The sequence below is a fragment of the Vibrio sp. A11 genome (assembly GCF_013048705.1).
In the GTDB taxonomy this organism is placed as follows: Bacteria; Pseudomonadota; Gammaproteobacteria; order Enterobacterales; family Vibrionaceae; genus Vibrio; species Vibrio metschnikovii.
In genome coordinates this window covers 62,493-85,373 of the sequence record NZ_VHSI01000005.1, presented here as the reverse complement: position 1 = coordinate 85,373, position 22,881 = coordinate 62,493, and the positions used below count along the sequence as shown (strand labels likewise).

Sequence of the window (22,881 nt, the reverse complement as noted above, 5' to 3'; positions counted from 1 at the left end):
ACGACTAAAAACGGCGCAGCCATAACTAGGCACTGCGCCGCGGGTTTATCTCACAAACCATAAGTGATTATTAACCTTTACTATCTGCCTGCCCTTGGGGGTTGGTCACAGAAAGGGTTTTACCTTGGAGCTCTTTAGGTAAAGCAAGCGTGAACGATTCCCACATCGGCATACGGCGACACATATCTTGTTTAACGCGTATCACTGATACCGTTGCTGCTTGTCGATGAATTGAATCGATTTGTAGCGCAAAATGATCCGCTTGACTGCATCCATTACCTAGCGCTTCAAAGGCGATATGATTGGGGTTGACTTGATAACTCAGTAGAGGAATTTTATCTCCAACCACTGGGTCAGTTGCTGCACTCTCAGCGCCGCTGCAAGCGCTCAATATGAATACTAATAATGTACTGAATACGACTCTTATCACAATCTCACTCCTTTACGAAAACGTAACCAACCGAGTAAGCCTAACCCAAATAAAGACCAACCGATACTGCCGCCTGAACTAGAAGAAAGCAAGGCTGGTTTATCACGTTCAAACACCAAGAAAAGCGATAATTCATCATTCAAGCGGTCAGTCGTCACCACTAACTGTTGTACCTCGCGAATATCATCCCGTTGAGTAAACAGTTTTTTTGAGGTTGATGTGAGACGAATACTACAACGATTAGAAGGCTCCAAAGTCGCATCAATACAAGTATTGGTTGTTATGGTGAGCTTGGAATCAGGCTCAAGTTCTATATCAAGAATAGATAATGCCGTATCAGAGGTATTCTCTATAACAAGCTCTTCTTCTACGGTTGGTTGAGTGACTTTACGATAAGTATATTGAGTATAACTGATACCCGATTCTTTTATCTGGGCGATCCAATCTTGAAAATAAGCAACATTAGCATAAACCCCATACGCGTTTGGCTGAGCACAGCCATCTCCCCAACTCACCACACCTACCTGCTCAATGCCACCATTATGGCTGTACACTAATGGGCCGCCACTGTCCCCTTGACAAGAATCTTTACCGCCCTCACTAAATCCAGCACAAATGGCATCATCACCAATATCGCTATAATCACCACCAAGATTTTGGCAAATTGCTCTAGGTACATAAGGCACATCGACCTGGTTAAGTATCCACGGATAATTAGGTTTCGTATTGCGATCAGGCACAGTATTGCCCCAGCCCATGACTGTTAGAGGTTGCCCTTTCGAAAGCTCTCCTCCGGTTGTTTTCAGCGCTACTGCGTCAGCATTAGGTTTCGACTTTAACTCAATCAAAGCAATATCATTGCTGTAATCACTAGGATCAGCATAGTTTTCATTCACATAAACTGCTTTAATCTCGGCACGTTCACCTTCAATGCTCGCTTCAAGCAGATCATGCACACCAATATGCACATGGAAATCGTTAAAGTTGATTCTCTCCACACAGTGGGCAGCGGTCAACACCCAGCCATCACCTAAGTAACTCGCTCCACAAAATTGGCCTTGATAACTGTCGCTTTCGCGATTTCTTACCAGTGCGGTCATAAAAGGCCATTGCTCTTTTTTTGCTTCATCTCCGCGAATAATACGACTCGAAAAACTGGTTTGCCCTTCTGTCGATTCTGTTGCCACTACTGGCCCAGCAACCAATCCACCGACCAATCCACCGATCAATAAAAGACCTATTGTGTTACGCATAAATAATCCTTACACCTCATCCTTATGATATGCATCCAGTGTAATTTTAGTGACTGATAAATACAGCAACTTTTTGTATTGGTTTGTATTTTTTAAACATATCTGGATAACGTCGCTTTCATTAAATAGCTTTCACCTATCAATAGGATAGACACAAGCAATTTTCCTTTATCAACTCAAAGTGGGAATATACTTACCGAGCGCAACACATTGCGAAATCAAAAACTTACAGAAAAGGAAAGTAAAGAATGATTAACACTCAAATCAAACCATTTAGCGCAACTGCATACAAAAACGGTGAATTCGTAGAAATCACAGAAAAAGACGTTCTCGGTAAATGGGCCGTGTTCTTCTTCTATCCAGCTGACTTCACGTTTGTTTGTCCAACCGAACTTGGTGACCTTGCTGATCACTATGAAGAGTTACAAAAACGCGGCGTTGAAGTGTTCTCAGTTTCTACTGACACTCATTTCACTCACAAAGCATGGCACGACAGTTCTGACACGATCGGCAAAATCAACTACTACATGGTGGGCGACCAAACTGGCAACATCACCAACAACTTCGGTGTGATGCGTGAAGGTCAAGGCCTAGCAGACCGCGCGACTTTCGTTATCGATCCAGAAGGTGTTATCCAAGCGATGGAAATCACCGCTGAAGGCATTGGCCGTGATGCACAAGATCTAATGCGTAAGATCAAGGCGGCTCAGTATGTAGCTTCTCACCCAGGTGAAGTGTGCCCTGCAAAATGGAAAGAAGGTGAAGAAACGCTAGCGCCATCTTTAGACCTTGTAGGCAAAATCTAATTCTAATTAACGCTGATAGCGAACCTGTGGTGTTAAACCACATCCGCAAGCACAGACGTTAATCGATTAAGAGCAGGCTGGGTGTTTTACTCTGACGACCTAAATGCCTAGCTTGCTCTCTCTTGACAATATTCATCCAGAGTGGCCATTTTTTTCAACGTATTCGACAAGGTGTTTCTATGTTAGACCAAGCGATTAAACAACAATTAAAACAATATCTCAGTAATCTGAAACAAGACGTCCGTTTAGTGGTCAGCCTCGATGAAAGTAAAGCAGCGCAAGATATTCTAGCTCTGGCTAATGAAATTGCTGAACTCAGCCCATTAGTTTCGGTCGAGCGTGACGATAATGCCAGTGCGCGTAAACCTATTATGACGGTCAGTAACCCAGACAAAGCAACCCAATTAAGTTTTGCTGGTGTGCCTATGGGCCATGAATTTACTTCTTTAGTTCTTGCCCTGCTTCACTCTGGCGGCCATCCAATGAAACTGGAGCCAGAAGTCATTGAGCAAATTGCCCAGTTAGACAAAACATTAGACGTAGAGATTTTTATTTCACTGTCTTGCCAAAACTGCCCCGATGTCGTGCAGGCGTTCAATATGATGTCGGCAATTAATCCTGATATTCGCACCACGATGATCGATGGCGCTCTATTCCAAGATGAAGTCAAACAGCGCGACATTATGGCGGTGCCAAGCGTATTCGTGAATGGTGAGCTGTTTGGCCAAGGACGCATGAGCCTAACTGAAATACTGCATAAGTTAGACGATGGCGCCGCCGAAAAAGCAGCGGCCAGCCTCAATGAGAAAGCCCCTTACGACGTATTGGTGGTTGGCGGTGGTCCAGCTGGTGCAGCAGCAGCGATTTACGCGGCTCGTAAAGGCATTCGCACCGGTATTGTTGCTCAGCGTCTTGGTGGCCAAGTAATGGATACTATGGCTATCGAAAACTTTATCTCGGTCAAACATACTGAAGGTCCGAAGCTTACTGCTAATTTGACTGAGCATTTAAAAGAGTACGGCGTTGATATTATTACTGAACAGCAAGCCGATAAATTAATGGGCGCAGAATTTACCGATGATGGACGTATTCATGTCGGTTTACAAAGCGGTGCTAGCCTTAAAAGTCGCAGCGTGATTTTAAGCCCAGGTGCTCGCTGGCGTGAAATGAACGTACCAGGAGAGCAAGAATATCGCAATAAAGGCGTGGCTTACTGCCCACACTGTGACGGCCCATTATTTAAAGGCAAAAGAACCGCAGTGATCGGTGGTGGTAACTCAGGTATTGAAGCGGCGATTGACTTAGCGGGTATCGTTGAGCATGTTACGGTACTGGAGTTTGCTGATACTTTGCGCGCAGACCAAGTATTGATCAACAAAGCTAACTCATTGCCAAACGTTGATATCATCACGATGGCGCAAACTACTGAAGTGATCGGTGACGGTACCCGAGTGACCGGATTGAACTACAAAGATCGTCATACTGATGAAATTAAACACATTGAATTGTCGGGGATCTTTGTGCAAATCGGTTTAGTACCGAACACTGAATGGCTGAAAGATTCAGCGGTTAACTTATCACCGCGTGGTGAAATTGAAATCGGTAGTCGTGGTGAAACCAGCCTTGAGGGGGTATTTGCTGCTGGTGATGCAACAACGGTCCCTTATAAACAAATCATCATTGCCATGGGCGAAGGAGCTAAAGCCAGCTTAGGCGCTTTTGATTACTTGATTCGCCAACAGAACTAATCTTGGCTTAACACAACCAATATGACTCTTACGACGCGGCTGACTCCTTTTCTAGGTCGCTGTCGTGAGAGTCTTTTTTTGTCATGAATTCAATAGCGATCTGGCTTTTAGTCTAATTTTTAGCAGAAAAGCTCAGTATCAACCTTTACCAACTGCTAGTCATGCTGATGATACGAACAAAATCTCCGCGCTTAGCGCTTTATTGATACGTTTAGGTTGACATTTCAGCGTAACTTTTTAGCATGAGGTTTTTCCTTGATGAGAAATTTTTCATGTCAGACACGACTCAAACTGAAGCACCGATCGTTAATTTGGATACCGTATCCCCTGAACTGCGTCAGGTGATTGAATTTGACCAAGTACCCGAGCAAATGTACAACATGGTGGCTTCTATTCATGAAGTCTCAGAAGAGGTCGTTAGAGAAGCATGGAATAGCCTTCCTGCTAGTGCGCAAAACATTCTTGATAACTTTGAGCAGTTCCATGCACTGATCTCAGTAAGCCAAGCGTTTGCCGGCGTCAATGTAATGGAAGAGTTTCCGACACTAAAATTACCTAAAGACATGAGTGAGCAAGACAAAGAAGAGTACCGCGCCGAATTGCTCGATCAAGTCTTACATAACTGTGTTAAAGACATGGTCAAACAAATCAAAAAAGCCCGTCGTGATCCTATTTTAAAACGTGATTTTAAAGACGTGTTTGTTAAATAGTTCAATAACCATTGATACCTAGCTCGCCGTTATCTAACCGTAATCGCGAGCTTTTTTATTTTCTAAACACTCACGTTATTTCGCTTCACCTATAGACCATCCCTAATAGCCTGTTGTCATCCCTCCTGGTTTCTTTTATTTCGTCGTTATCGACATACCCTATACTCATCTAATAAGCCGTTTCTCCTATCGTTAATATAAATAAACGCGCAATAGAGCGTTCAATTACCAATAAACACCTTCAAACGCGCATTAAATATGATCCATATCAAAAAATCACACGTAACAACTGCCAATCTTGACCATTTAATGGTTTCATACGAACATTAAAAGACAAAAACGAACACAAAGGCCATCAAAATGAAACAACAGCACAGTTCAACGCAATTTAACGAACACCAAGTGTTAGATATTATCGTGGTGGGTGGCGGCATTAATGGTGCCGGCATCGCCGCCGACGCCGCTGGGCGTGGTTTAAAAGTCGGGCTCTATGAAGCACAAGATTTTGCCAGCGCTACCTCGTCAGCCAGCTCAAAGCTAATCCACGGTGGCCTACGTTATCTCGAACATTATGAGTTTCGTTTAGTGAGTGAAGCATTAGCTGAACGCGAAGTCTTACTTAAAAAAGCACCGCACATTGTCACGCCGATGCGTTTTCGTCTTCCTCATCGCCCGTTTCTTCGCCCGGCATGGATGATTCGTGCGGGTCTATTCCTGTATGACAATTTAGGCAAACGCACTTCACTGCCGGGGAGTAAAAAAGTCGCCTTGCAGGCAGGCAGCGTAATGAAACCTGAAATGTCGGTCGGTTTTGAATATTCTGATTGTTGGGTAGACGACGCTCGATTGGTGATACTGAATGCGATGCAAGCTAAAGAGCTCGGCTCGGAAGTGATCAATTATTGCCGAGTAGAAAAAGCCACTCGTGAACATGATATCTGGTCTGTTACGCTCTTTGATGAGCGAACGCAAACCCGTTTTGTGCGTAAAAGCCATGCCTTAGTCAATGCTACCGGACCTTGGGTTAAGCAATTTTTAGATAACAATATCCAAATCGACTCGCCCTATGGCATTCGTCTTATCAAAGGCTCACACATCATTGTGCCAAAAATTCACGATGAGCCGCAGTCTTATATCTTGCAAAATGAAGATAAGCGTATCGTATTTGTTATCCCTTATTTGGGTAAGTATTCAATGATCGGCACCACAGACGTTGAGTATAAAGGCGATCCAAGACAAGTCACGATTTCAGCAGAAGAGCGTCAGTACCTGATTGATATCGTCAATAAGCATTTTGCGAAAGAGATCGCTGTCAGTGATATCGTCTCTGAGTTTAGCGGTGTGCGGCCTTTATGTGATGATGAATCAGACTCACCACAAGCGATTACTCGTGATTACACCTTATCTCTCGACCAAGACGGTGATGAAGCTCCGCTACTGTCGATTTTTGGTGGTAAGCTGACCACCTATCGTAAATTGGCCGAATCAGCAATGAAGCAGCTTGCGCCCTTCTTCCCACAGATGAAACCAAGTTGGACAGCACAATCTGCTTTACCGGGCGGGGAAGCCTTTGCACGCGATAAGCTACTGGCCAAACTGCAACAACAGCTGCCATTTGTCAATCAAGCAATGTTAGAGCGCTGGGTCACTAACTATGGTACGCGCTGTAATACCATGCTTGATGGCGTGCAAAACCAAGCGGATTTAGGTATTCAATTTAGTGATGACTTGTATCAAATCGAAGTCGATTATTTGATTGAACATGAGTATGCACAGCAAGCGGATGATATCTTCTGGCGTCGTACTAAATTAGGTATCGATCACGATGTGACCTGTGTTGAACAAATCACACAATATTTAGCCGCTAAGGCAGAGGCAGACACTAGCCAACGGGCCGTTGGTTAAGCCCCTTCAATACAGACAACCATGATTGAACCACCGCCTTACGCGGTGGTTTTTTTATGCGATGAATTTATTTACTGTTCCGAAGGACGTAACTGCTCTAACTGCTTCTTAAACAGTGCTGGCATGGTGTATAAAAGCAGTAAGCGAATGGCATGATTGACCATCACAAAAGCGGGTTCTAAACCGAGTAGTAACGCCACCGCGGTCATCGCTTCAACACTACCGGGCACCCAAGATAACAGTAACACTAACCAACTCATACCCAATAGATTGGCAGCAATCCAAGATACGCCTACGGCAACCATTAAGCCAATCAGGGTGACTATCACCCCAGCTTTAGAATAAGAAGCCGCTTCACGCAATGTCGTTTCTGCCAAACGCACGCCAATTAACACTCCCAATAACGCGGTAGCAAATAGCACCAAATTGATCGGTACCGCAAAAGAAAATGTAGGGACGAAACTATTAAAGGCAGCAGCGATCAATAATGAGGCCAACATATAGGGGGCGGGAATACCCAGCTTTATCGAGAGTTTGCCACAAAGCATACTTAGGCCAACAATAGCCCCTAAAATTAACCATTGTTCACTGCCCATCAACGGGTGACTAACCGCGATACGGGTACCATTAAGGGAAATGACCCCCGCTAATAGGATTAAAATAATTAACCGAACTGAATGAGCATAAACCACTTTACTCGATGGCTTACTCCCCGACTCACTGATCACCAGTATCGCCGCCATCGCACCGGGAATGGCGCCCAATAATGCTTCAAACGGGTGCCAACCTTCCCGTTTATGTAGCCACCAAAAACCGCCGCCCGTCTGTAACAGTAGACAGACCATTAATCCAGCCACTACCGAGACATTCAGGGTTTGCCCTAACTCAATCAGCGAAATCGTCGCCCCAACACTGATCCCCAATATCACCTGCACAAACATCAACAGACTTTTTGGTAAATTCAATGTTATCTGCGCTTGCTTACGCAATAGCACCACCACGATAGCCGCGATAAATAACTCGCTTAACGGCAAGGAAAAAAAGCTTCCCACTAACATGGAGCACAAAGCAATTAGGGTAATCACCACTAGGTTAAAGCTTATTATTCGAGTGCACATACTGACTCCCACTTCACAGATAACACCGCCTATCACACGGCCATGCTTGGATGAAAACGGCTCCAGCTCACAATCAACACCCCAGCGAAAGCTAGCCAAATCAAAGTCGATAAACTCAATGTCCAAAGCAAAGAGAAGTGATAGCTAAAATAATAAATCGCTAATAGATAGGCGGCATAAGGGATCAAGGAATAGAGGCCGAATAAAGCCGTGATACGCAGGTCAGCCATCGTGCGCTCAGCGCCAATAATATAATGCGCAATCAAAGCGAAAGTCGGAAACAGTGGTACTAAACCAGCAATGAAAAAACTTTTACTCTTCGAGAGAAGAGCAATAATCAACACCGCTACTGCGCCCAGTAAGCATTTCAAAAACAGAGCCAGCATGGCATTCCTCTCTCATTTCAACGCGTTGCTTACTATAACCAGTTGTTACAAGATGTAAAGATTAAGTTCTCAACCCGTGAAAATCGACAGTTACACTTGAAAAGCTTTTAATTCAATCACGTTGCCTTCTGGATCTTCAATATAAATCGAACGCCCAAAACCTTGTGCGCCATAACGAGTGTCAAAATCAGAATGCGGAATCTCGTGCTGATCAAGAAACGCTAATAAAGCCGCCTCTTCGAGTGGAGAGACTTGCAGGCAAATATGCTCAACATTTCGGCCATCTTGTTGCGGCGCTTTACCGCCTAATTTACCCAGCTCACTATCAACAGTAACGATATCAATTAAAGCTGAACCAGCTCGTAGCTGAATCAATCCCACTTCATCGGGTAAAGTGCGTACTATCGGACAACCAAGCACGGTGCCATAAAAATAGAGCATCTTATCTAACTGAGTGGTGCGTAATACCACATGATCCAAACCATGGATGGTTAACATTATCTTCTCCTTATTACTATGTGTATTGGTTTTGCATCTAGAATTATGGTTCGCGAGTTAAGTTGAGTATAATCCGCTTCCTTATTTGACTAACCGTTATTGTCCATGAAGCTAAGCCAACGCCTACAACACATTGAGCAACTGATTACCCAGCCTTATGATCATATTTGGGATTGCTGTTGTGATCATGGTTGGTTGGGACAAGCGCTATTAACGCGCCAAGCGGCGAGCTGCATTCATTTTGTTGATATTGTCCCTGAGCTGATTGACGTGTTACGCCAGCGCCTTTCTCGCCACTACCCTAATCAAACTCAGTGGAGCGCCGACTGCATCGATGTAGCAAGGTTGCCGCTTGATAAGCATCATGGTCGTCATTTAGTGATCATCGCGGGTGTCGGTGGTGATTTAACCGCGGAGTTGGTGAGCAAAATCATCACGGCTCATCCAAACCAATCGATCGATTTTATACTTTGTCCGGTTTATCATACCTATCGCTTAAGACAACAGTTACGTCAGTTGTCCTGCCAGCTGTATCATGAAAGCCTGGTCGAAGACAACCGCCGCTATTATGAAGTGCTGTATATCGCAGCCCCACCTTCTACTGATAATAACGCACCAACGATCAGTCTGGTGGGCGACTCACTCTGGCAAGTCAAGACCCTCGCCGAATATCAGCAGGCGCAAAGATATTTAACCACATTACTTGGCCATTATCAGCGTGTTGAAAAAAGTCACCCTGAAAAAGCCGCGCCAATTGTCCGTGCTTATCACTCCGTTTCAATCAGGTTAGCAGAATGAAATATCAGCCCTAAACTCGGGGCATCGATAGCATGCGGTAACAAGCATAATAACGCCATTAACTCATTATGATTTCCCTACAGTTTGTCGGTGGTTGGTCATCGTATTTAGAGTTACACTGGATGAGTAATCTCTTCCCTCAGGCGATTTGATTTTCAAACCGCAGGGACAACTCACGATTAAGGAACCAAGATGATCAAGCAAGGACAATCTTTACCTGCGGCAACACTCAGCCAACTGACCGCAGATGGTATGGTTAATCATAATGTTCAAGAATTGTTTGCGGGCAAAAAAGTGGTCTTATTTGCCGTCCCAGGCGCATTTACCCCAACCTGTTCAGAAGCCCATTTACCTGGTTACGTGGTTCATGCCGATACTTTCAAAGCGAAAGGTGTTGACCTGATTGCCTGTGTTGCGGTTAATGATGCATTTGTAATGAAAGCATGGGGCGAAGCGCAAAATGCCTCTGAACTGTTAATGCTTGCCGATGGTGATGCCAGTTTTACCAAAGCTCTGGGCCTTGAAATGGATACTGCGGGCTTTGGTGGCATTCGCTCACAACGCTATGCGATGATCATTGAAGATGGTGTGGTCACCACCCTCAATGTTGAAGAAGCGAAAACATTCGAAGCCAGTAAAGCAGAAACCTTACTTGCACTACTGTAATCAACGCCTAAGCCACCATTGATCATACTTATGGCCCCAAAACATAATGGGGCCAATTCATTTCTTTGGCTTATCGCTATTGTGCAAATGAATTTAATTACTCTCAAGCCTACAACTCCCTATGCGACTGACATACAATAACGCTTCCTTTTAATATTACATAAAGTCGGAGCGAGATAAGTGAGCGCAAAATATACCCATCTAGCCTGGCAACTCAACTGTGCAAGCGCAGCAGAAAAACTGGTGTTATTAATGCTTGCCGATAGCACCGATGATATGGGCTATGTGACGGTTAACTTAGAACATATGGGCCCGCTCTGCTGCTTATCTACCTTTGGTTTAGCCGAATGTTTACGTTCTTTGTGTGAGCAGCAACGGCTTGAAAAAATCAAAGTAGACTATCGTCATGGTCATGAACTGCATATTTTCCAGATGCGAATTAGTGCTCAAGAGCACCACCCTATGACGATGAAATCACCTGCACCTGCACCTGCACCTGCACCACAGGAAAACTTTCCTAATCTGCCAAAGCAAGCGTTACAATATCGCAATAACTCATCTAATTTACTGCAAGGGAACGCGATTGCGACTCATGATTTGGATGAGAGTGAAATCCCTATGTGGGCAGAGCGGGCTTTTAAATTCTCTGGCATTAATAATGATCATCTATTAGTGTGGAAAAAATTTGTTCTCTGGCACAAGTCTAAAGCCAGCGAGCTATTAACCGTCGCCCGATTAGAAAACAAACTCCAGTATTGGTTGACCAACGAGAAACTCAATGAAAGACAGCAAGCGAAAACCTCTGAACATTCAGGAAATCGAGAGCAAACTACGGGAAATGGGTATAAACCAAAGCTTAGCCCATCTGAGCGCTTCCGACAGCAGCTTATCCAAAAAGGAAAAAAGCCCACCTTCTGAGCCCATCGTGGCCGATAGTGTTCATCCTGAGGAGCCTTCCGACTGGTGCTTACATGTTTTTGGCTCGTTCTTGAGTGTTTATGAAACTCAATGGGAATATCAGTATGGCAGTTTGCCTACAGGGAAATTTGTTGATTTCGCTGAATCGATTGACCCTAATAGTCTCAACCGAGTACTTAAACATTGTCATGAACGTATTCAGTTGGGCAATAGCTGGCCACCACAGATGGGCGAGCTTTGGGTGCTGCGTGATGCCCTTACTGCCGAAGAGCTACTCGACAGCCGGATCCGCGTACTCTCTCGCGAACCGGAGAATAATATTGAGAAATGGTTAGTTCAAAACAAGCTGTATGACTTAAAACGAGTGGCGGAAGCCAAGTTAGATCAACTGTTTAAGAAATATTATTTGGAAGCGAAAAGGCTTGAAGAAAAGGGGAAATTAGTCACTGAATTACCTAATAATTTACTGCCGTCCCATTCAGTGAAAAACGTTAATGATCTCAAACGGGAAGAGTATGAGCAACAGCACGGGAAAACGCTCAACCCACGTATTCAGCAGATCCTTAACAGCAAACGTTGATGGCTACCATTTCTTCACCAGTCTACCCAATAAATTAGGATGGTAATGCCAACAGTGATCAAACATGGTCATCAGTTCGGGATTACCATGACGAGACAAGGTTAACGCATGGAAGCGGTTGCGGTTTCGTTTTAAATCCTCGACCTGCTGCAAAATCGATTCGTTCTGCTTGGGAGCAATAAAGTCTGAAATCACCATCAGATCGGCATTTTTGTATCGCTCACCTTGCATCAAGCTGATCGCTTTTTCTAACGCTGGCTGCAAATCGGTGCCACCATGAAAGGTATAACTTAAAAAATCACTCGCTTCACGCAGACCATCTTGTCGCGTGAGCTCATAGACAATCGCTTGTGTTGAAAACAGCATCACAAAACAATCACGATCTTCGGCTAACGCAATTTGCATCAAAGCGTAAGCCATCGCTTTGGCACACTGCTCAGGAAAACCTTTCATTGAGCCTGATGCATCAATGGCAATAATAAACGGCCCCTTTTCTAATTCTAACTGTGCATGCTCGGTAGATTGAGCACGAACCTTACGCAGCGTGCGTGACTTACCTTGCATACGATAGTTCATTAAGCGCTTATCTATTAGATGCTTATAGAAGATCACTTCGAGTTCTGGATGACTCAAGAAAAGAATTTCATTCGGCAGTAACTTATTGAGATCATCACTAGGGTGAATGCCCACAATATCATCGGTCGCTTGATCAGATTTCTCTTCCACCACCTCGGGATGTTCATTTAAGGTTGGATTGAGCGAAGGATCATCAATTTGACTGGCCATTCGTCCAAGTTGCTCAGCGATTTCTTGTAGCCCTTTGTGTTTTTTGAGGAAGTCAGCGTGACGCTTCATGACGCTCAGATCGGTTCGACTTAATTTAGCGGCCGCCATATCCCATAAACGTCCGACGTGATTTTCATCCCCAGCTTGAGCGACATTATCCATATTACGCAACGTTTCCATCCGCTGATACAACTCGGCATAAGCCTGTTCTTTACTCGCTTCAAGCTCAATAATCTGCGCTTGTTTAATTTCTTCGCTTAAAGCTTTATACCATTGGTCACAGAAAAAATGGGCAAACATCGGATTTTTCAGTGCGTTGTTATCTTCCATTAATTGACGAGCTTTCAGATAAAAAGGCGACACCCCTTCTAATTGCTTGACCAGTTCCGGTAGTTTACTAAAAAAGGTTTCTTCATCCCAATGAATCACTTGTTGGTAAAGTGCCATTTCAGTTTGAAAATGCTCACTCTCTGTGACTTGGGTAATCTGTTGTTTAACTTGACTATGCCACTTCGCTAAATGATTTTTTACCGAGGCACGAATACCATCATTTTCAACCATCATCATTTGTGAGCGTGCTAATAAATCATTGACGGCGGTTTCAATAATGCCAGATTCCGCGATGGCTAAAACAATATTCAAGCTGTCTGCACCGAGCATAATCCGACCTCAATTAACTAAAAAAATCGCTTAACTGTCTAAAGCGCTGAACGGTTTTCTCAAACTCACTGTGCGTCTCCTCTAATTGCTGCTGTAGCTCATGCAGTATCGACTGCATCGCCACAGGCAGTTCTGGATCAATAAAGTTATGTGGTAACGCACTATGAAAATCTGAACGCACTTGACGTAAATGATGCTCCGTCTGCTTGAGTTGTACCAACGCCTGTTCCGCTTGTTGTAACCAAAGTTGATACTGTTGCTCGTCTAACCCTTGCTTAGTCACCAAGGCTAATAACACGGAACGGTTGGCAATATCTTTGATAACTAACTTCCCTTGTCCATCCAGTTCAATCCGTAACCGGAATACATTTGGGTTGTGATTAACGTAACCGTAAATCTCTCCCTGCCCTTGTTTAATCGCCTTTTGCAGCTCAGGTTTACTAAGATAAATCCACCGGCTATCGCCTTTTTCGGCTTCAGCAACCGATAAATTGTTTTGCAGCAATACCAGTTTAACGAGATTTTTTGTTTGCCCCACTTGATAAAGTTTAGCTTGGCTGAGATCGTATTGATGAAATTGTTTTTTTCTTAAGCCATTGGTCGTTTCTAGTGACGGCTCCATGGCTAATTCACTTTCTAACGCTTGCTGAATGGACGTCAATTCAATACGACAGCGGTCAATTTGTTGCTCAACCTGAGATTGATCAAATGCATCACGTAAAGCAAACTCACGCGTCACTCGATACACCAATTCCCGTGACTCGGGACTGTTCCATAAACAATCTTGTAATAACAGTAAATCCAGCGGGCTTATCTGATCGCGTCCATTAAAAAAAGCAGACGCTTTCAATAACTTCACCGACTTTTTCCAGCGGCGATCAGAAACATAGACATCATCGGCCGGTAAACCGCTCTCTTGCGCCGCTTGCTCTAATTGCGCTTTTAGCAGATAGAGCTTTTCAAACAGCGGATCGGTTAACGTCAGCTTATCTAATTCACTTAACCATTGATGATATTCTTGATCGGTAATTGCCAGTCCATCAGGGATTTTCGCTTCTTGTGGCGTCCCTACCGTTAACATCGATTTAAAGTTCTGTTTATTTTGAATACGATTGACAAAAACACGCACTAACATACGGTCGTATAAAGCATCAAGACCGCTCTCTTCATCAGGTAATTCATTGGAAGCCGAAATCAACAAACGCATTGGGACCCGTTCAATATCACTGCCATTTTTAAAGGTTTTCTCGTTGACAACCGTCAGTAACGTATTAAGAATTGCCGGCCCCGCTTTCCATATTTCATCCAGAAAAACCACTTGTGCCGTCGGCAGGTAGCCATCCGTTAGGCGTAGATAGCGACCATTATCTTTTAATTCTTGAATACTTAATGGACCAAACACCTCTTCAGGGGTAGAAAATCGAGTCATCAAGTATTCAAAATAGCTGCTACTATCAAAAGCTTGGATAAGACGTTTGGCAATTAAACTTTTTGCAATCCCGGGAGGACCAAGCAGGAAAACACTTTCACCCGTCAGGGCTGCGAGCAAACAGAGCTTAATCGTACTTTCACGCTCATACACGCCATCCGCCAATGCTTTGGCTAATTTATTAATTCTTTCTGCCAGTAACGCTTTTTGTGCATGAGAAGAAGGGTTGATCATAGAGGCGCTCCGTAACTGGCTGAGGGTACAGCGGGATTTATACATTCGTTATTAATTTGTTACAAGTTGTATTTTAAACTCGCACAGCCTTATACCAGATCTCAATAGTGAGAAAAGGGTTGAGATCAAAGTTTGCAGAATTACTTCTCAACTCATTGATGCGTAAATAACAAATTCATAGAAACGTCACGTCTGGACATCAATTGAGTTGGGGTATCCGATTAAATGGGGTAAGGTTAGTCGCTTAACGATAACCGCCCTCTGTTGATACCCTATTGCTTTTATTCATCGCTGACTGCCACAGCATTTCAACAGATAAAAATAGATTATTAGTCCATGATAAAAACCATACACCACTGGAAAAACATTGCACTGGTTGAAGAAACCATTATCTATCCAAACGGACAAACCTTGGTTCATACCACCATCAAACACCCGGGTGCCGCAGTCATCTTGCCCATCACGGCAGACAAGCGAATTATCGTTATTCGTCAATTCAGACCTTCGTTAAAAAAATGGTTACTCGAATTACCCGCAGGGACCATCGAAAATAATGAAACTGCACTTGAGTGTGCACAACGTGAGCTAGAGGAAGAGACTGGCTACAGTGGCGAACAATTTTTTGAATTAGGCCAAGTCACTCCGATGGCCGGATTTTGTGACGAAATACAATATCTATTTGTCGCCAAACAACTGACGAAAACACAGCGCTTTCAGTGTGATGATGATGAACTGATAGAAGTATTAAGCCTAACGATGGAAGAGCTCGAACAATACATTATTGATGGCGATATCAGCGATGCAAAAACCATCGCTTGCTTAAGTAAAGCCAAACTCTGCGGTTATGTATGAACCTTCGCATTAATTAAGGTGAGGTTTTGTGCAGTCAATCTCTCCATGCGCCAGTTATCCGTGAAACTCTGCGGTAGATCTGGTAAAACATCACAGTAATCAATCAATGAAGAAGTGCCATGACGGAAAAACGACAAGGGCGGCGCAGTGCTGAAGATGCACTGAACACTCGCTATCATATCCTCAAAGTTGCAGCACAACTGTTTTGTGATTTCGGTTATGCACGAGTCTCTTTGCGTAACATTAGTGAAAAAGCCGGAGTGTCACACAGTTTGATTCGTCATCATTTCGGTAGTAAAGAGAAAATCTGGCACAGCATTAGTGATGGCCTGCATCTGTATGTTGAGCATTATATGCGTAAGGTGATCAAAGAGATCCCAGAATCCATGCCAGCTAACGTGAAAGTCTATCTGTTTATCATGCGTTTATTGGCTCATGGATTGATTGTCAAACAACCTATCCAGCTGATTGCTGATGCCGTGCGTCAAGACGATGCGTTAATCGACTACTTTATCGATACTTCAGGTGAAATAGAACGATTAATTGAAGGGTTTGCCGAACAGTATAATCAACAGTGCCCTGAAACGCCGATCAAAATTTGGGAAGTGAAATGGCAAATGATCATGTATACCCACAGTGCGGCCAGTTTAACGCCTTTTCTCAAAGAAACATGGCGAGATGAAGAAGCGGACCTCGACCAATGCTTACTCAACCACTGGCAACTGTTTAATGGGTTAATGATTCAAAAATACCGCATTACCGATGAGTACGCTTTATCTCCTCGTTCTGTCAAAGAGCTAGTCTACGATGTGCAGTATGATTGGCGAAAACAGTGCGCCCTCTCTCAGCCATCGGAAAACCTCTCCACTGACGAAGACTCATCAGCGACAGCCGATTAAGCCAATATCTAACATATAACCCCCTAAAGGCTCACGTCTTCAGGGGGTTATATGTTTAACTATCTTTTGCCACGCTTGGCATGAATTTTCAGCTTAGCCTTTAATTGACGTTTCTCCGCCGAGCGGCTCAATCGCTGAGAAGGCGTATCTTCATAGCGTTCTAATGGCGATGGTTCAAAACCTTTTAACCACTCTTGTGGTAAGCGCTGATCCAGCAACCGCTCAATCGCTTGCAACAACGGCTCTTCTTGTGGACTCATTAAAGAGACCGCCAAACCGGATTGTCCTGCCCGTCCCGTACGGCCGATACGATGAACATAGTCTTCCGCTTTGTAAGGCAGATCAAAATTAACCACTTGCTCTAATTGACAGATATCAATCCCGCGCGCGGCGACATCCGTAGCAATTAACGCCCGAATCTTGCCGGCTTTAAAATCATCCAACGCCTTTTGTCGCGCGCCTTGGCTTTTATCACCATTGATCGAGGCTGCTTTAATACCATCCAACTTCAGCTCTTGAGCTAAAGCATCACTGCCCTGCTTAGTCTTAGTAAAGACCAACACTTGCTGCCAGTTACGTGAACCGATCAAATACGCCAATAACTCACTTTTACGTTTTTTATCAACCGGATAAACCATTTGTGACACCGTGTCTGCCGTCGTATTCGCTGGCGTCACTTGCACCTCTATCGGTTCATGCATCATCCGATAAGCCAATGCCTTAATTTTTTGATCGAAGGTGGCAGAGAAGAATAACGTTTGTCGTGCACGATTTAATTTACGCAAGACTCTTTGGATATCAGGCATAAAGCCCATATCCAGCATTCGATCCGCTTCATCCAACACTAAGGTTTGTACGTTACCCAAATAAAGACTTTTCACATGTGCATGATCCAAAAGCCGTCCTGGCGTGGCGATGAGTACATCAGCACCACCACGCAAATGCTGTTTTTGCACACTCATACTGGTGCCGCCATACGCAACAACAATTTTTAACTCGCTGCCTTTCGCGTAAGCAGTCAGGCTCTCAAATACCTGCTGGGCAAGCTCACGTGTTGGCACCAACACCAAAGCACGAATATCCCTGCTGCTCAAATCGATACTAGTTTTTGATGCCGCCAAGCGTTGTAATATTGGCAGACCAAAGGCCGCCGTTTTACCCGTTCCGGTTTGCGCTCCAGCAAGCACATCATGTCCCGCCAAAATGGGCGGGATGGCCTGAATTTGAATTTCTGTTGGCGTCTCAATACCTAACGCATTCAGGCTGTCAACTAAAGTAGGTGCAATACCCAAGTCTAAAAAGGTTTTGAAGGGTGAAGACATGCTACTTTCCTTTTAAAAATACAAGAAACGCCCAGCGTTCGACGCTGAGCGTAAAGAAAATCTGGGCGCGGATTGTAGCAAATAGTTATGGCTTTGGCTTTGCGAAAATGAGAATCGCCACCTATAGTGATTATTTTGTACGCAAATGGAAATCATGATGCGAACTAACAGAGTAAGGTAACGTCAGCCTCGCTAGTGTCATAAGCCGTAGTATCGTAATGACTTAATTCACAACCAATTTCCAACGCGTCTAACAGCTCTAAAGTATCATCATTAAGGTTTATCTGGTCTGTCATCTCGACCTCCTGTGTTATTACTGGAAAGGTGAATCACTTTTCCACTCCGTGTAATTTTGTGTCGTACTCAACGAGAACAATACCAACTACAGATTTAACACAGTCAGCGATGCATCACCAGTCAGACCAAACTAAAGATTCAGTGTACAAATAAAATTACACTAATGAACTTAATTTTTTACAACACCATTGACCTTATTGATTAATTTATTCAAAATAGCCAAAAACACCTAAGCAGCGGCCTAAACATCGTTTAACTGACTCCGTCGCACCCATTTAACCACTAAATACGTACAGATAAGTTTACAATATGATTAAATCAAAACTGTTAGGTAGTAGCTTAATTATTGCAGGAACGACGATTGGCGCGGGTATGCTCGCTCTGCCTTTGGCTTCCGCTGGGCTTGGATTTTCGACGGCATTAGTGATTATGCTTGGTCTATGGGCCTTAATGGCCTTCACCGCATTATTGATGGTAGAAATCCATCAATACTCAAGTCAAGACGCCACGTTGCATACCCTCGCGAAAGAGATACTCGGCACAAAAGGCAAGTGGATAGCGACCTTCGCTATGCTGTTCTTATTTTACTCGTTATGTGCTGCTTATATCGCTGGAGGTGGTGGGCAGTTTACTCAACGGATCAGTGAATTTACTGGATTCACTATATCTGCGCCAACAGGCACTTTGCTGTTTACCGTTATTGTCGCTGCGGTAGTCACCATCGGTACAGCGACGGTCGATAAAGTCAACCGCTTATTATTTGCCGGTAAAATCATTGCCATGATCATGGTGCTGACGTTTCTTGCCCCTAATGTTACTGAGTCCTACTTATTGAGTATGCCACTTGGACAGGGGCTGATCATTGCTTCTATCCCCGTGATTTTCACCTCGTTTGGTTTTCATGGCAGTATCCCCGCTATCGTCAACTATCTTGATGGACATACCCCATCACTGCGTAAAGCCATCGTCTTTGGTTCGGCTATTCCACTGATCATTTATATCCTGTGGCAATTAGCCACACTCGGTGTCGTTAGCCAAGCTGAGCTGGTTCAAAATAGTGGTTTGTCTGCCTTAATTGGCACATTGGCACGCAGTGCACATCAATCGGGCCTAGGGAGTATGATCGGTATTTTCGCGGATTTAGCGTTATTGACTTCTTTCCTCGGTGTTAGCTTAGGTTTGTTTGAGTTTATGGGTGATACGTTACGTAAAAAAGGGGCAGGTGTGAATCGGTTCGTCGCTTCTGTCGCCACCTTTACCCCACCGCTTTTGTTTGCTTTATTCTACCCACAAGGCTTTATTATGGCCTTAGGTTATGCGGCAATTGCTTTGGCGGTGTTGGCGATATTTTTACCGATTGCGATGGTCGTGCGCGTTAGAAGTCAAAGCTCCTCACCTGAGTATTACCAAGTGATTGGTGGTAAGCCAGCCTTGATGATTACAGGGGTCATTGGCTTATTAATTGTTGCCGCCCAATTAATGATCACCATTGGCGCACTTCCCGCACTCGGCTAATCACTGCCATTCAAGCGCCCTGCTTGGAATTCTTTATGACCTTTATCAAAGCCCGAATAAGAATCCTTATTCGGGCTTTGATATAAATGCTGAATATATCGATCTACCTCTCAATTCTTATATGTTGGTACATATATATTTCATAAATATATGGGATATTACACACTTTAATCGCTCAGATAGCCGTAAAATCGCTCAACCCCTACGCCATTGTGCTGCACCGGAGAAGATATGAAACAAGTTCCATTCAGGATGATTGATCGTGTATTCATCAAAATATCCATCAACGATAAGATGTGGGCCGTGTTTGCGCTCTTTTTTATCACACTAAGTGCCCTAGCTGGCGCTCGCTATATCAACACTATTACCAACTTTGAGACTCAAGCGAAACAAGCGGTAGAATATAAGCTGCAAGGGATCATCAGTCAAAATACCATTACCCTGATCCCGGGATTAGAATCTCGCGCTGCTTTGCAAGATACGCAGTATCAACAAGGTCGAGTCATGGCGACGGCTCAAAGCAACAATGGGCAGGTCTATCGTTTAACGGAAGACTTCTCTCGTCAAGAGCAGCAAATGCGCTCTGCCGCTTTCAAGGTGCTTTTATTCAGTTACTTGTGGGTTCTTCCGTTCGGGCTTCTTTGCTATTGGATTGCGACTTTCTTAGGTGGAGCATTGTGGGATCTCTACACTACGACGCAAAAAATTGCGAAAGGCGATCTGACTTCCCGCTTAGGCTTTCATCCTGGACGTGATGAGTTTGGCACCATTGGCTGCGCACTAGATAAAGCCATGGATACCTTGACTGAATTAGTGGTCACAGTAAAAGACAACTCAGCGACACTCACCGATACCTCAAAAGTGTTTGCCGGTGAAATGAAAGAGAGTGAAAAACAAATTCATAATCAATACGCGTCGTTAGATTCTGTTGCCACCGCAATGGAACAAATGACCGCCTCCGCACAGGAAGTGTCGAGCATTTCTCGTCAAGCCACTCAACAAGCAGAACAAGATGCGAAACAAGTTGAGATTGGTCATCGTCGAGTCACTCAAGCGATCAACGAAATTGAACAATTATCACGCTTTATCGGTCAAACATCCTCATCGGTAACAACCTTAAATGAAAATGCGATCAAGATTAATGAAGTGATCACCACCATCAACGCTATCTCTGAACAAACTAATCTTCTCGCACTCAACGCAGCGATTGAAGCCGCACGAGCTGGTGAACAAGGTCGAGGATTTGCTGTGGTTGCTGACGAAGTTCGCACTCTCGCTAGCCGTACACAATCAGCCACTATTGATATTCAATCGATGATTGAAAAACTGCAAAGTGAAAGCCGTACGATAGCAAAAATGACCGAACAAACGGTAGGACAAGCGCAAAGTAGCAGCAGCTTAGTAATGGAAATTGGCCAAGATATTGAAAAAATCGCTCATTCGGCACGGATGATCAATGATATGAGTGTACAGATTTCAACGTCTGCAGAAGAACAAAGTTCAGTCGCTAATGATATTGCATCAGAATTGAGCGATATCCGTAGTCAGTCCAATACCATTCGTCGCGTCGCAGAAAAATCCTCATCTGGGATTAATGAAATCAGTCAAGCGACGCAAAACCTCAGTCAAATATTAAGTCGCTACCAAACGAATTAATCCGCCGCTTTCTCCTCTCATTTGAGATGAAAAGTGATTTATTAAAAAGCCAGTCAACTAATGTGACTGGCTTTTTTATTGATAACCATTTGTTGATGACCAATAACGACTGACCATAGCCCAAAATAAGTGATGGCTAATAACGTCGTTTAGTTATATCGCTTCACTATCCGGATAACCTTGAGGATTTTGTGACTGCCAACGCCAAGTATCTTGCGCCATCTCTTGGAGGGTGCGTGTCGCTTGCCAATTTAGCTCTTTCTGAGCTTTCGTTGGATCGGCCCAACATTCGGCAATATCACCCGGGCGTCTTGCCACTAACTGATACGGTATTTGACACTGATTAGCGGTTTCAAAGGCTTTGACCATCTCTAACACACTGTAACCCTGACCTGTGCCTAAGTTATAGATATGTAGCCCTGACTGAATGCCGACTTTTTGTAGTGCCGCAATGTGCCCATCAGCCAAATCCATCACATGAATATAATCGCGTACACCAGTACCGTCTTTGGTGGGGTAATCACTACCAAAAATAGACAGACATTCGCGCCGCCCGACAGCAACTTGAGAAATGAACGGCATTAAATTATTCGGAATGCCTTGCGGATCTTCACCAAGCTCTCCCGATGGATGCGAGCCAACCGGGTTGAAATAACGCAACAGTGTGATGCTCCAATCTGGATTAGCACGTTGAAAATCATGCAAACACTCTTCAACCATCAATTTACTACGCCCATAGGGATTCGTCGCACTGGTCGGAAACTGTTCAGTGATTGGCACGCTAGCAGGATCGCCATACACGGTCGCAGAAGAACTGAATATTAATGATTTCACCCCCACTTCACGCATCGCGGAAACGAGCACTAAGGTACCATTGACATTATTATCGTAATATTCGAGCGGTTTTTGTACCGACTCACCGACCGCCTTCAACCCCGCAAAGTGAATCACCGATTCAATCTTATGTTCGGCCATAATGCTCATTAACCGCGCTTTGTCACGAATGTCGCTATGAATAAAAACGGGGTGACAACCTGATATTTTCTCAATTCTATCCAATACCGAGGCTTTACTATTGTATAAGTTATCAACAATAACTGGCGTCATGCCCGCTTGAATCATCTGGATACAAGTATGACTACCGATATAGCCCATTCCCCCGGTGACTAACACTTTCATACCTAGCTACCTTTGTTCGTTAATTTGTACATCTTAGTTATCTGTTTGAGTCATTGATTCGATTGCAGCACGATTGACCACGTTCATAAACCTATTCTATCGTTAAGTACTTTCAAAATACTAATAAAGAATCCAAGAAAAAAACCTGTCAGCGTATTGATCTTATCCTATAAGATAATGATAAATAGGTTCAAACGATGACTAATATTCAACATCAGATAAGTAAGGGATAACCA

Annotated in this window: 22 protein-coding genes; 12 read left to right on the top strand and 10 right to left on the bottom strand. The window is 44.0% G+C overall.

The window, feature by feature from the left end:
• Positions 1–70: 70 nt before the first annotated feature.
• On the bottom strand, positions 71–430 hold the full coding sequence (locus FKQ60_RS07145; RefSeq protein WP_050782746.1) for a hypothetical protein: 360 nt from the start codon (positions 428–430) through the stop codon (positions 71–73).
• Positions 427–1,683 carry a serine protease gene (locus tag FKQ60_RS07140; protein ID WP_170906234.1) on the bottom strand — a complete coding sequence of 419 codons (1,257 nt, stop codon included), beginning with the start codon at positions 1,681–1,683 and terminating at the stop codon, positions 427–429. The genes FKQ60_RS07145 and FKQ60_RS07140 overlap by 4 nt, the downstream gene beginning before the upstream one ends.
• Before the next feature lie 248 nt (positions 1,684–1,931).
• Between FKQ60_RS07140 and ahpC the strand changes: the two genes are divergently transcribed.
• The 4 genes from ahpC (at position 1,932) to glpD (ending at position 6,852) form a co-directional block, all read left to right on the top strand.
• On the top strand, positions 1,932–2,489 hold the full coding sequence (gene ahpC / locus FKQ60_RS07135; protein ID WP_004396579.1) for an alkyl hydroperoxide reductase subunit C: 558 nt from the start codon (positions 1,932–1,934) through the stop codon (positions 2,487–2,489).
• Between the two features lie 179 nt (positions 2,490–2,668).
• Positions 2,669–4,237, top strand: a complete 1,569-nt coding sequence (ahpF, locus tag FKQ60_RS07130) for an alkyl hydroperoxide reductase subunit F (protein ID WP_161425390.1) — start codon at positions 2,669–2,671, stop codon at positions 4,235–4,237.
• A gap of 272 nt (positions 4,238–4,509) precedes the next feature.
• Positions 4,510–4,947 (top strand): DUF3069 domain-containing protein, encoded by a 438-nt coding sequence (locus FKQ60_RS07125; RefSeq protein WP_004396583.1) that lies wholly within the window; start codon positions 4,510–4,512, stop codon positions 4,945–4,947.
• Between the two features lie 360 nt (positions 4,948–5,307).
• Entirely contained in the window at positions 5,308–6,852 is a 1,545-nt protein-coding gene (gene glpD / locus FKQ60_RS07120; protein WP_170905153.1) for a glycerol-3-phosphate dehydrogenase, read from the top strand.
• Positions 6,853–6,923: 71 nt separating this feature from the next.
• On the opposite strand, the gene FKQ60_RS07115 is transcribed toward glpD, so the two are convergent.
• The 3 genes from FKQ60_RS07115 to FKQ60_RS07105 form a co-directional block, all read right to left on the bottom strand.
• Complete coding sequence (locus FKQ60_RS07115) at positions 6,924–7,970, bottom strand: AbrB family transcriptional regulator (RefSeq protein ID WP_170905154.1); 1,047 nt, start codon at positions 7,968–7,970, stop codon at positions 6,924–6,926.
• A gap of 32 nt (positions 7,971–8,002) precedes the next feature.
• Entirely contained in the window at positions 8,003–8,356 is a 354-nt protein-coding gene (locus FKQ60_RS07110) for a GlpM family protein (RefSeq protein WP_158137435.1), read from the bottom strand.
• Positions 8,357–8,446: 90 nt separating this feature from the next.
• On the bottom strand, positions 8,447–8,854 hold the full coding sequence (locus FKQ60_RS07105; RefSeq protein ID WP_170905155.1) for a VOC family protein: 408 nt from the start codon (positions 8,852–8,854) through the stop codon (positions 8,447–8,449).
• Between the two features lie 105 nt (positions 8,855–8,959).
• Here FKQ60_RS07105 and FKQ60_RS07100 point away from each other — a divergent pair, with 105 nt between their 5' ends.
• The 4 genes from FKQ60_RS07100 (at position 8,960) to FKQ60_RS07085 (ending at position 11,816) form a co-directional block, all read left to right on the top strand.
• Positions 8,960–9,652: a tRNA (adenine(22)-N(1))-methyltransferase TrmK gene (locus tag FKQ60_RS07100; protein WP_170905156.1), complete on the top strand. Its 693-nt coding sequence runs from the start codon at positions 8,960–8,962 to the stop codon at positions 9,650–9,652.
• A 192-nt stretch (positions 9,653–9,844) separates the two neighbouring features.
• On the top strand, positions 9,845–10,318 hold the full coding sequence (locus tag FKQ60_RS07095) for a peroxiredoxin (protein ID WP_154171140.1): 474 nt from the start codon (positions 9,845–9,847) through the stop codon (positions 10,316–10,318).
• 180 nt (positions 10,319–10,498) lie between these two features.
• A complete protein-coding gene (locus FKQ60_RS07090; RefSeq protein WP_170905157.1) occupies positions 10,499–11,236 on the top strand; it encodes a hypothetical protein in 738 nt (245 codons plus the stop codon).
• Entirely contained in the window at positions 11,157–11,816 is a 660-nt protein-coding gene (locus tag FKQ60_RS07085; RefSeq protein ID WP_040905069.1) for a hypothetical protein, read from the top strand. The genes FKQ60_RS07090 and FKQ60_RS07085 overlap by 80 nt, the downstream gene beginning before the upstream one ends.
• A 3-nt stretch (positions 11,817–11,819) precedes the next feature.
• Here FKQ60_RS07085 and viaA read toward each other — a convergent pair whose 3' ends face one another.
• The gene (viaA, locus tag FKQ60_RS07080) at positions 11,820–13,262 is read right to left on the bottom strand and encodes an ATPase RavA stimulator ViaA (protein WP_161426001.1); all 1,443 of its coding nucleotides are present in this window, start codon (positions 13,260–13,262) and stop codon (positions 11,820–11,822) included.
• A gap of 13 nt (positions 13,263–13,275) precedes the next feature.
• The gene (locus FKQ60_RS07075; RefSeq protein WP_154171142.1) at positions 13,276–14,925 is read right to left on the bottom strand and encodes an ATPase RavA domain-containing protein; all 1,650 of its coding nucleotides are present in this window, start codon (positions 14,923–14,925) and stop codon (positions 13,276–13,278) included.
• 336 nt (positions 14,926–15,261) lie between these two features.
• Between FKQ60_RS07075 and FKQ60_RS07070 the strand changes: the two genes are divergently transcribed.
• The gene (locus FKQ60_RS07070) at positions 15,262–15,777 is read left to right on the top strand and encodes an NUDIX hydrolase (protein WP_154171143.1); all 516 of its coding nucleotides are present in this window, start codon (positions 15,262–15,264) and stop codon (positions 15,775–15,777) included.
• A gap of 119 nt (positions 15,778–15,896) precedes the next feature.
• Positions 15,897–16,676: a TetR/AcrR family transcriptional regulator gene (locus FKQ60_RS07065; RefSeq protein WP_161426003.1), complete on the top strand. Its 780-nt coding sequence runs from the start codon at positions 15,897–15,899 to the stop codon at positions 16,674–16,676.
• Between the two features lie 59 nt (positions 16,677–16,735).
• Here FKQ60_RS07065 and FKQ60_RS07060 read toward each other — a convergent pair whose 3' ends face one another.
• Positions 16,736–17,998 (bottom strand): DEAD/DEAH box helicase, encoded by a 1,263-nt coding sequence (locus FKQ60_RS07060; protein ID WP_170906233.1) that lies wholly within the window; start codon positions 17,996–17,998, stop codon positions 16,736–16,738.
• 164 nt (positions 17,999–18,162) lie between these two features.
• Complete coding sequence (locus FKQ60_RS17755) at positions 18,163–18,294, bottom strand: hypothetical protein (protein WP_261384366.1); 132 nt, start codon at positions 18,292–18,294, stop codon at positions 18,163–18,165.
• 310 nt (positions 18,295–18,604) lie between these two features.
• Between FKQ60_RS17755 and FKQ60_RS07055 the strand changes: the two genes are divergently transcribed.
• Both FKQ60_RS07055 and FKQ60_RS07050 read left to right on the top strand, forming a co-directional pair.
• A complete protein-coding gene (locus FKQ60_RS07055) occupies positions 18,605–19,810 on the top strand; it encodes an aromatic amino acid transport family protein (RefSeq protein ID WP_154171146.1) in 1,206 nt (401 codons plus the stop codon).
• A gap of 231 nt (positions 19,811–20,041) precedes the next feature.
• Positions 20,042–21,466 carry a methyl-accepting chemotaxis protein gene (locus FKQ60_RS07050; protein ID WP_170906232.1) on the top strand — a complete coding sequence of 475 codons (1,425 nt, stop codon included), beginning with the start codon at positions 20,042–20,044 and terminating at the stop codon, positions 21,464–21,466.
• Between the two features lie 153 nt (positions 21,467–21,619).
• Here FKQ60_RS07050 and galE read toward each other — a convergent pair whose 3' ends face one another.
• Positions 21,620–22,645, bottom strand: a complete 1,026-nt coding sequence (galE, locus tag FKQ60_RS07045) for a UDP-glucose 4-epimerase GalE (RefSeq protein WP_170906231.1) — start codon at positions 22,643–22,645, stop codon at positions 21,620–21,622.
• Between the last annotated feature and the right edge of the window lie 236 nt (positions 22,646–22,881).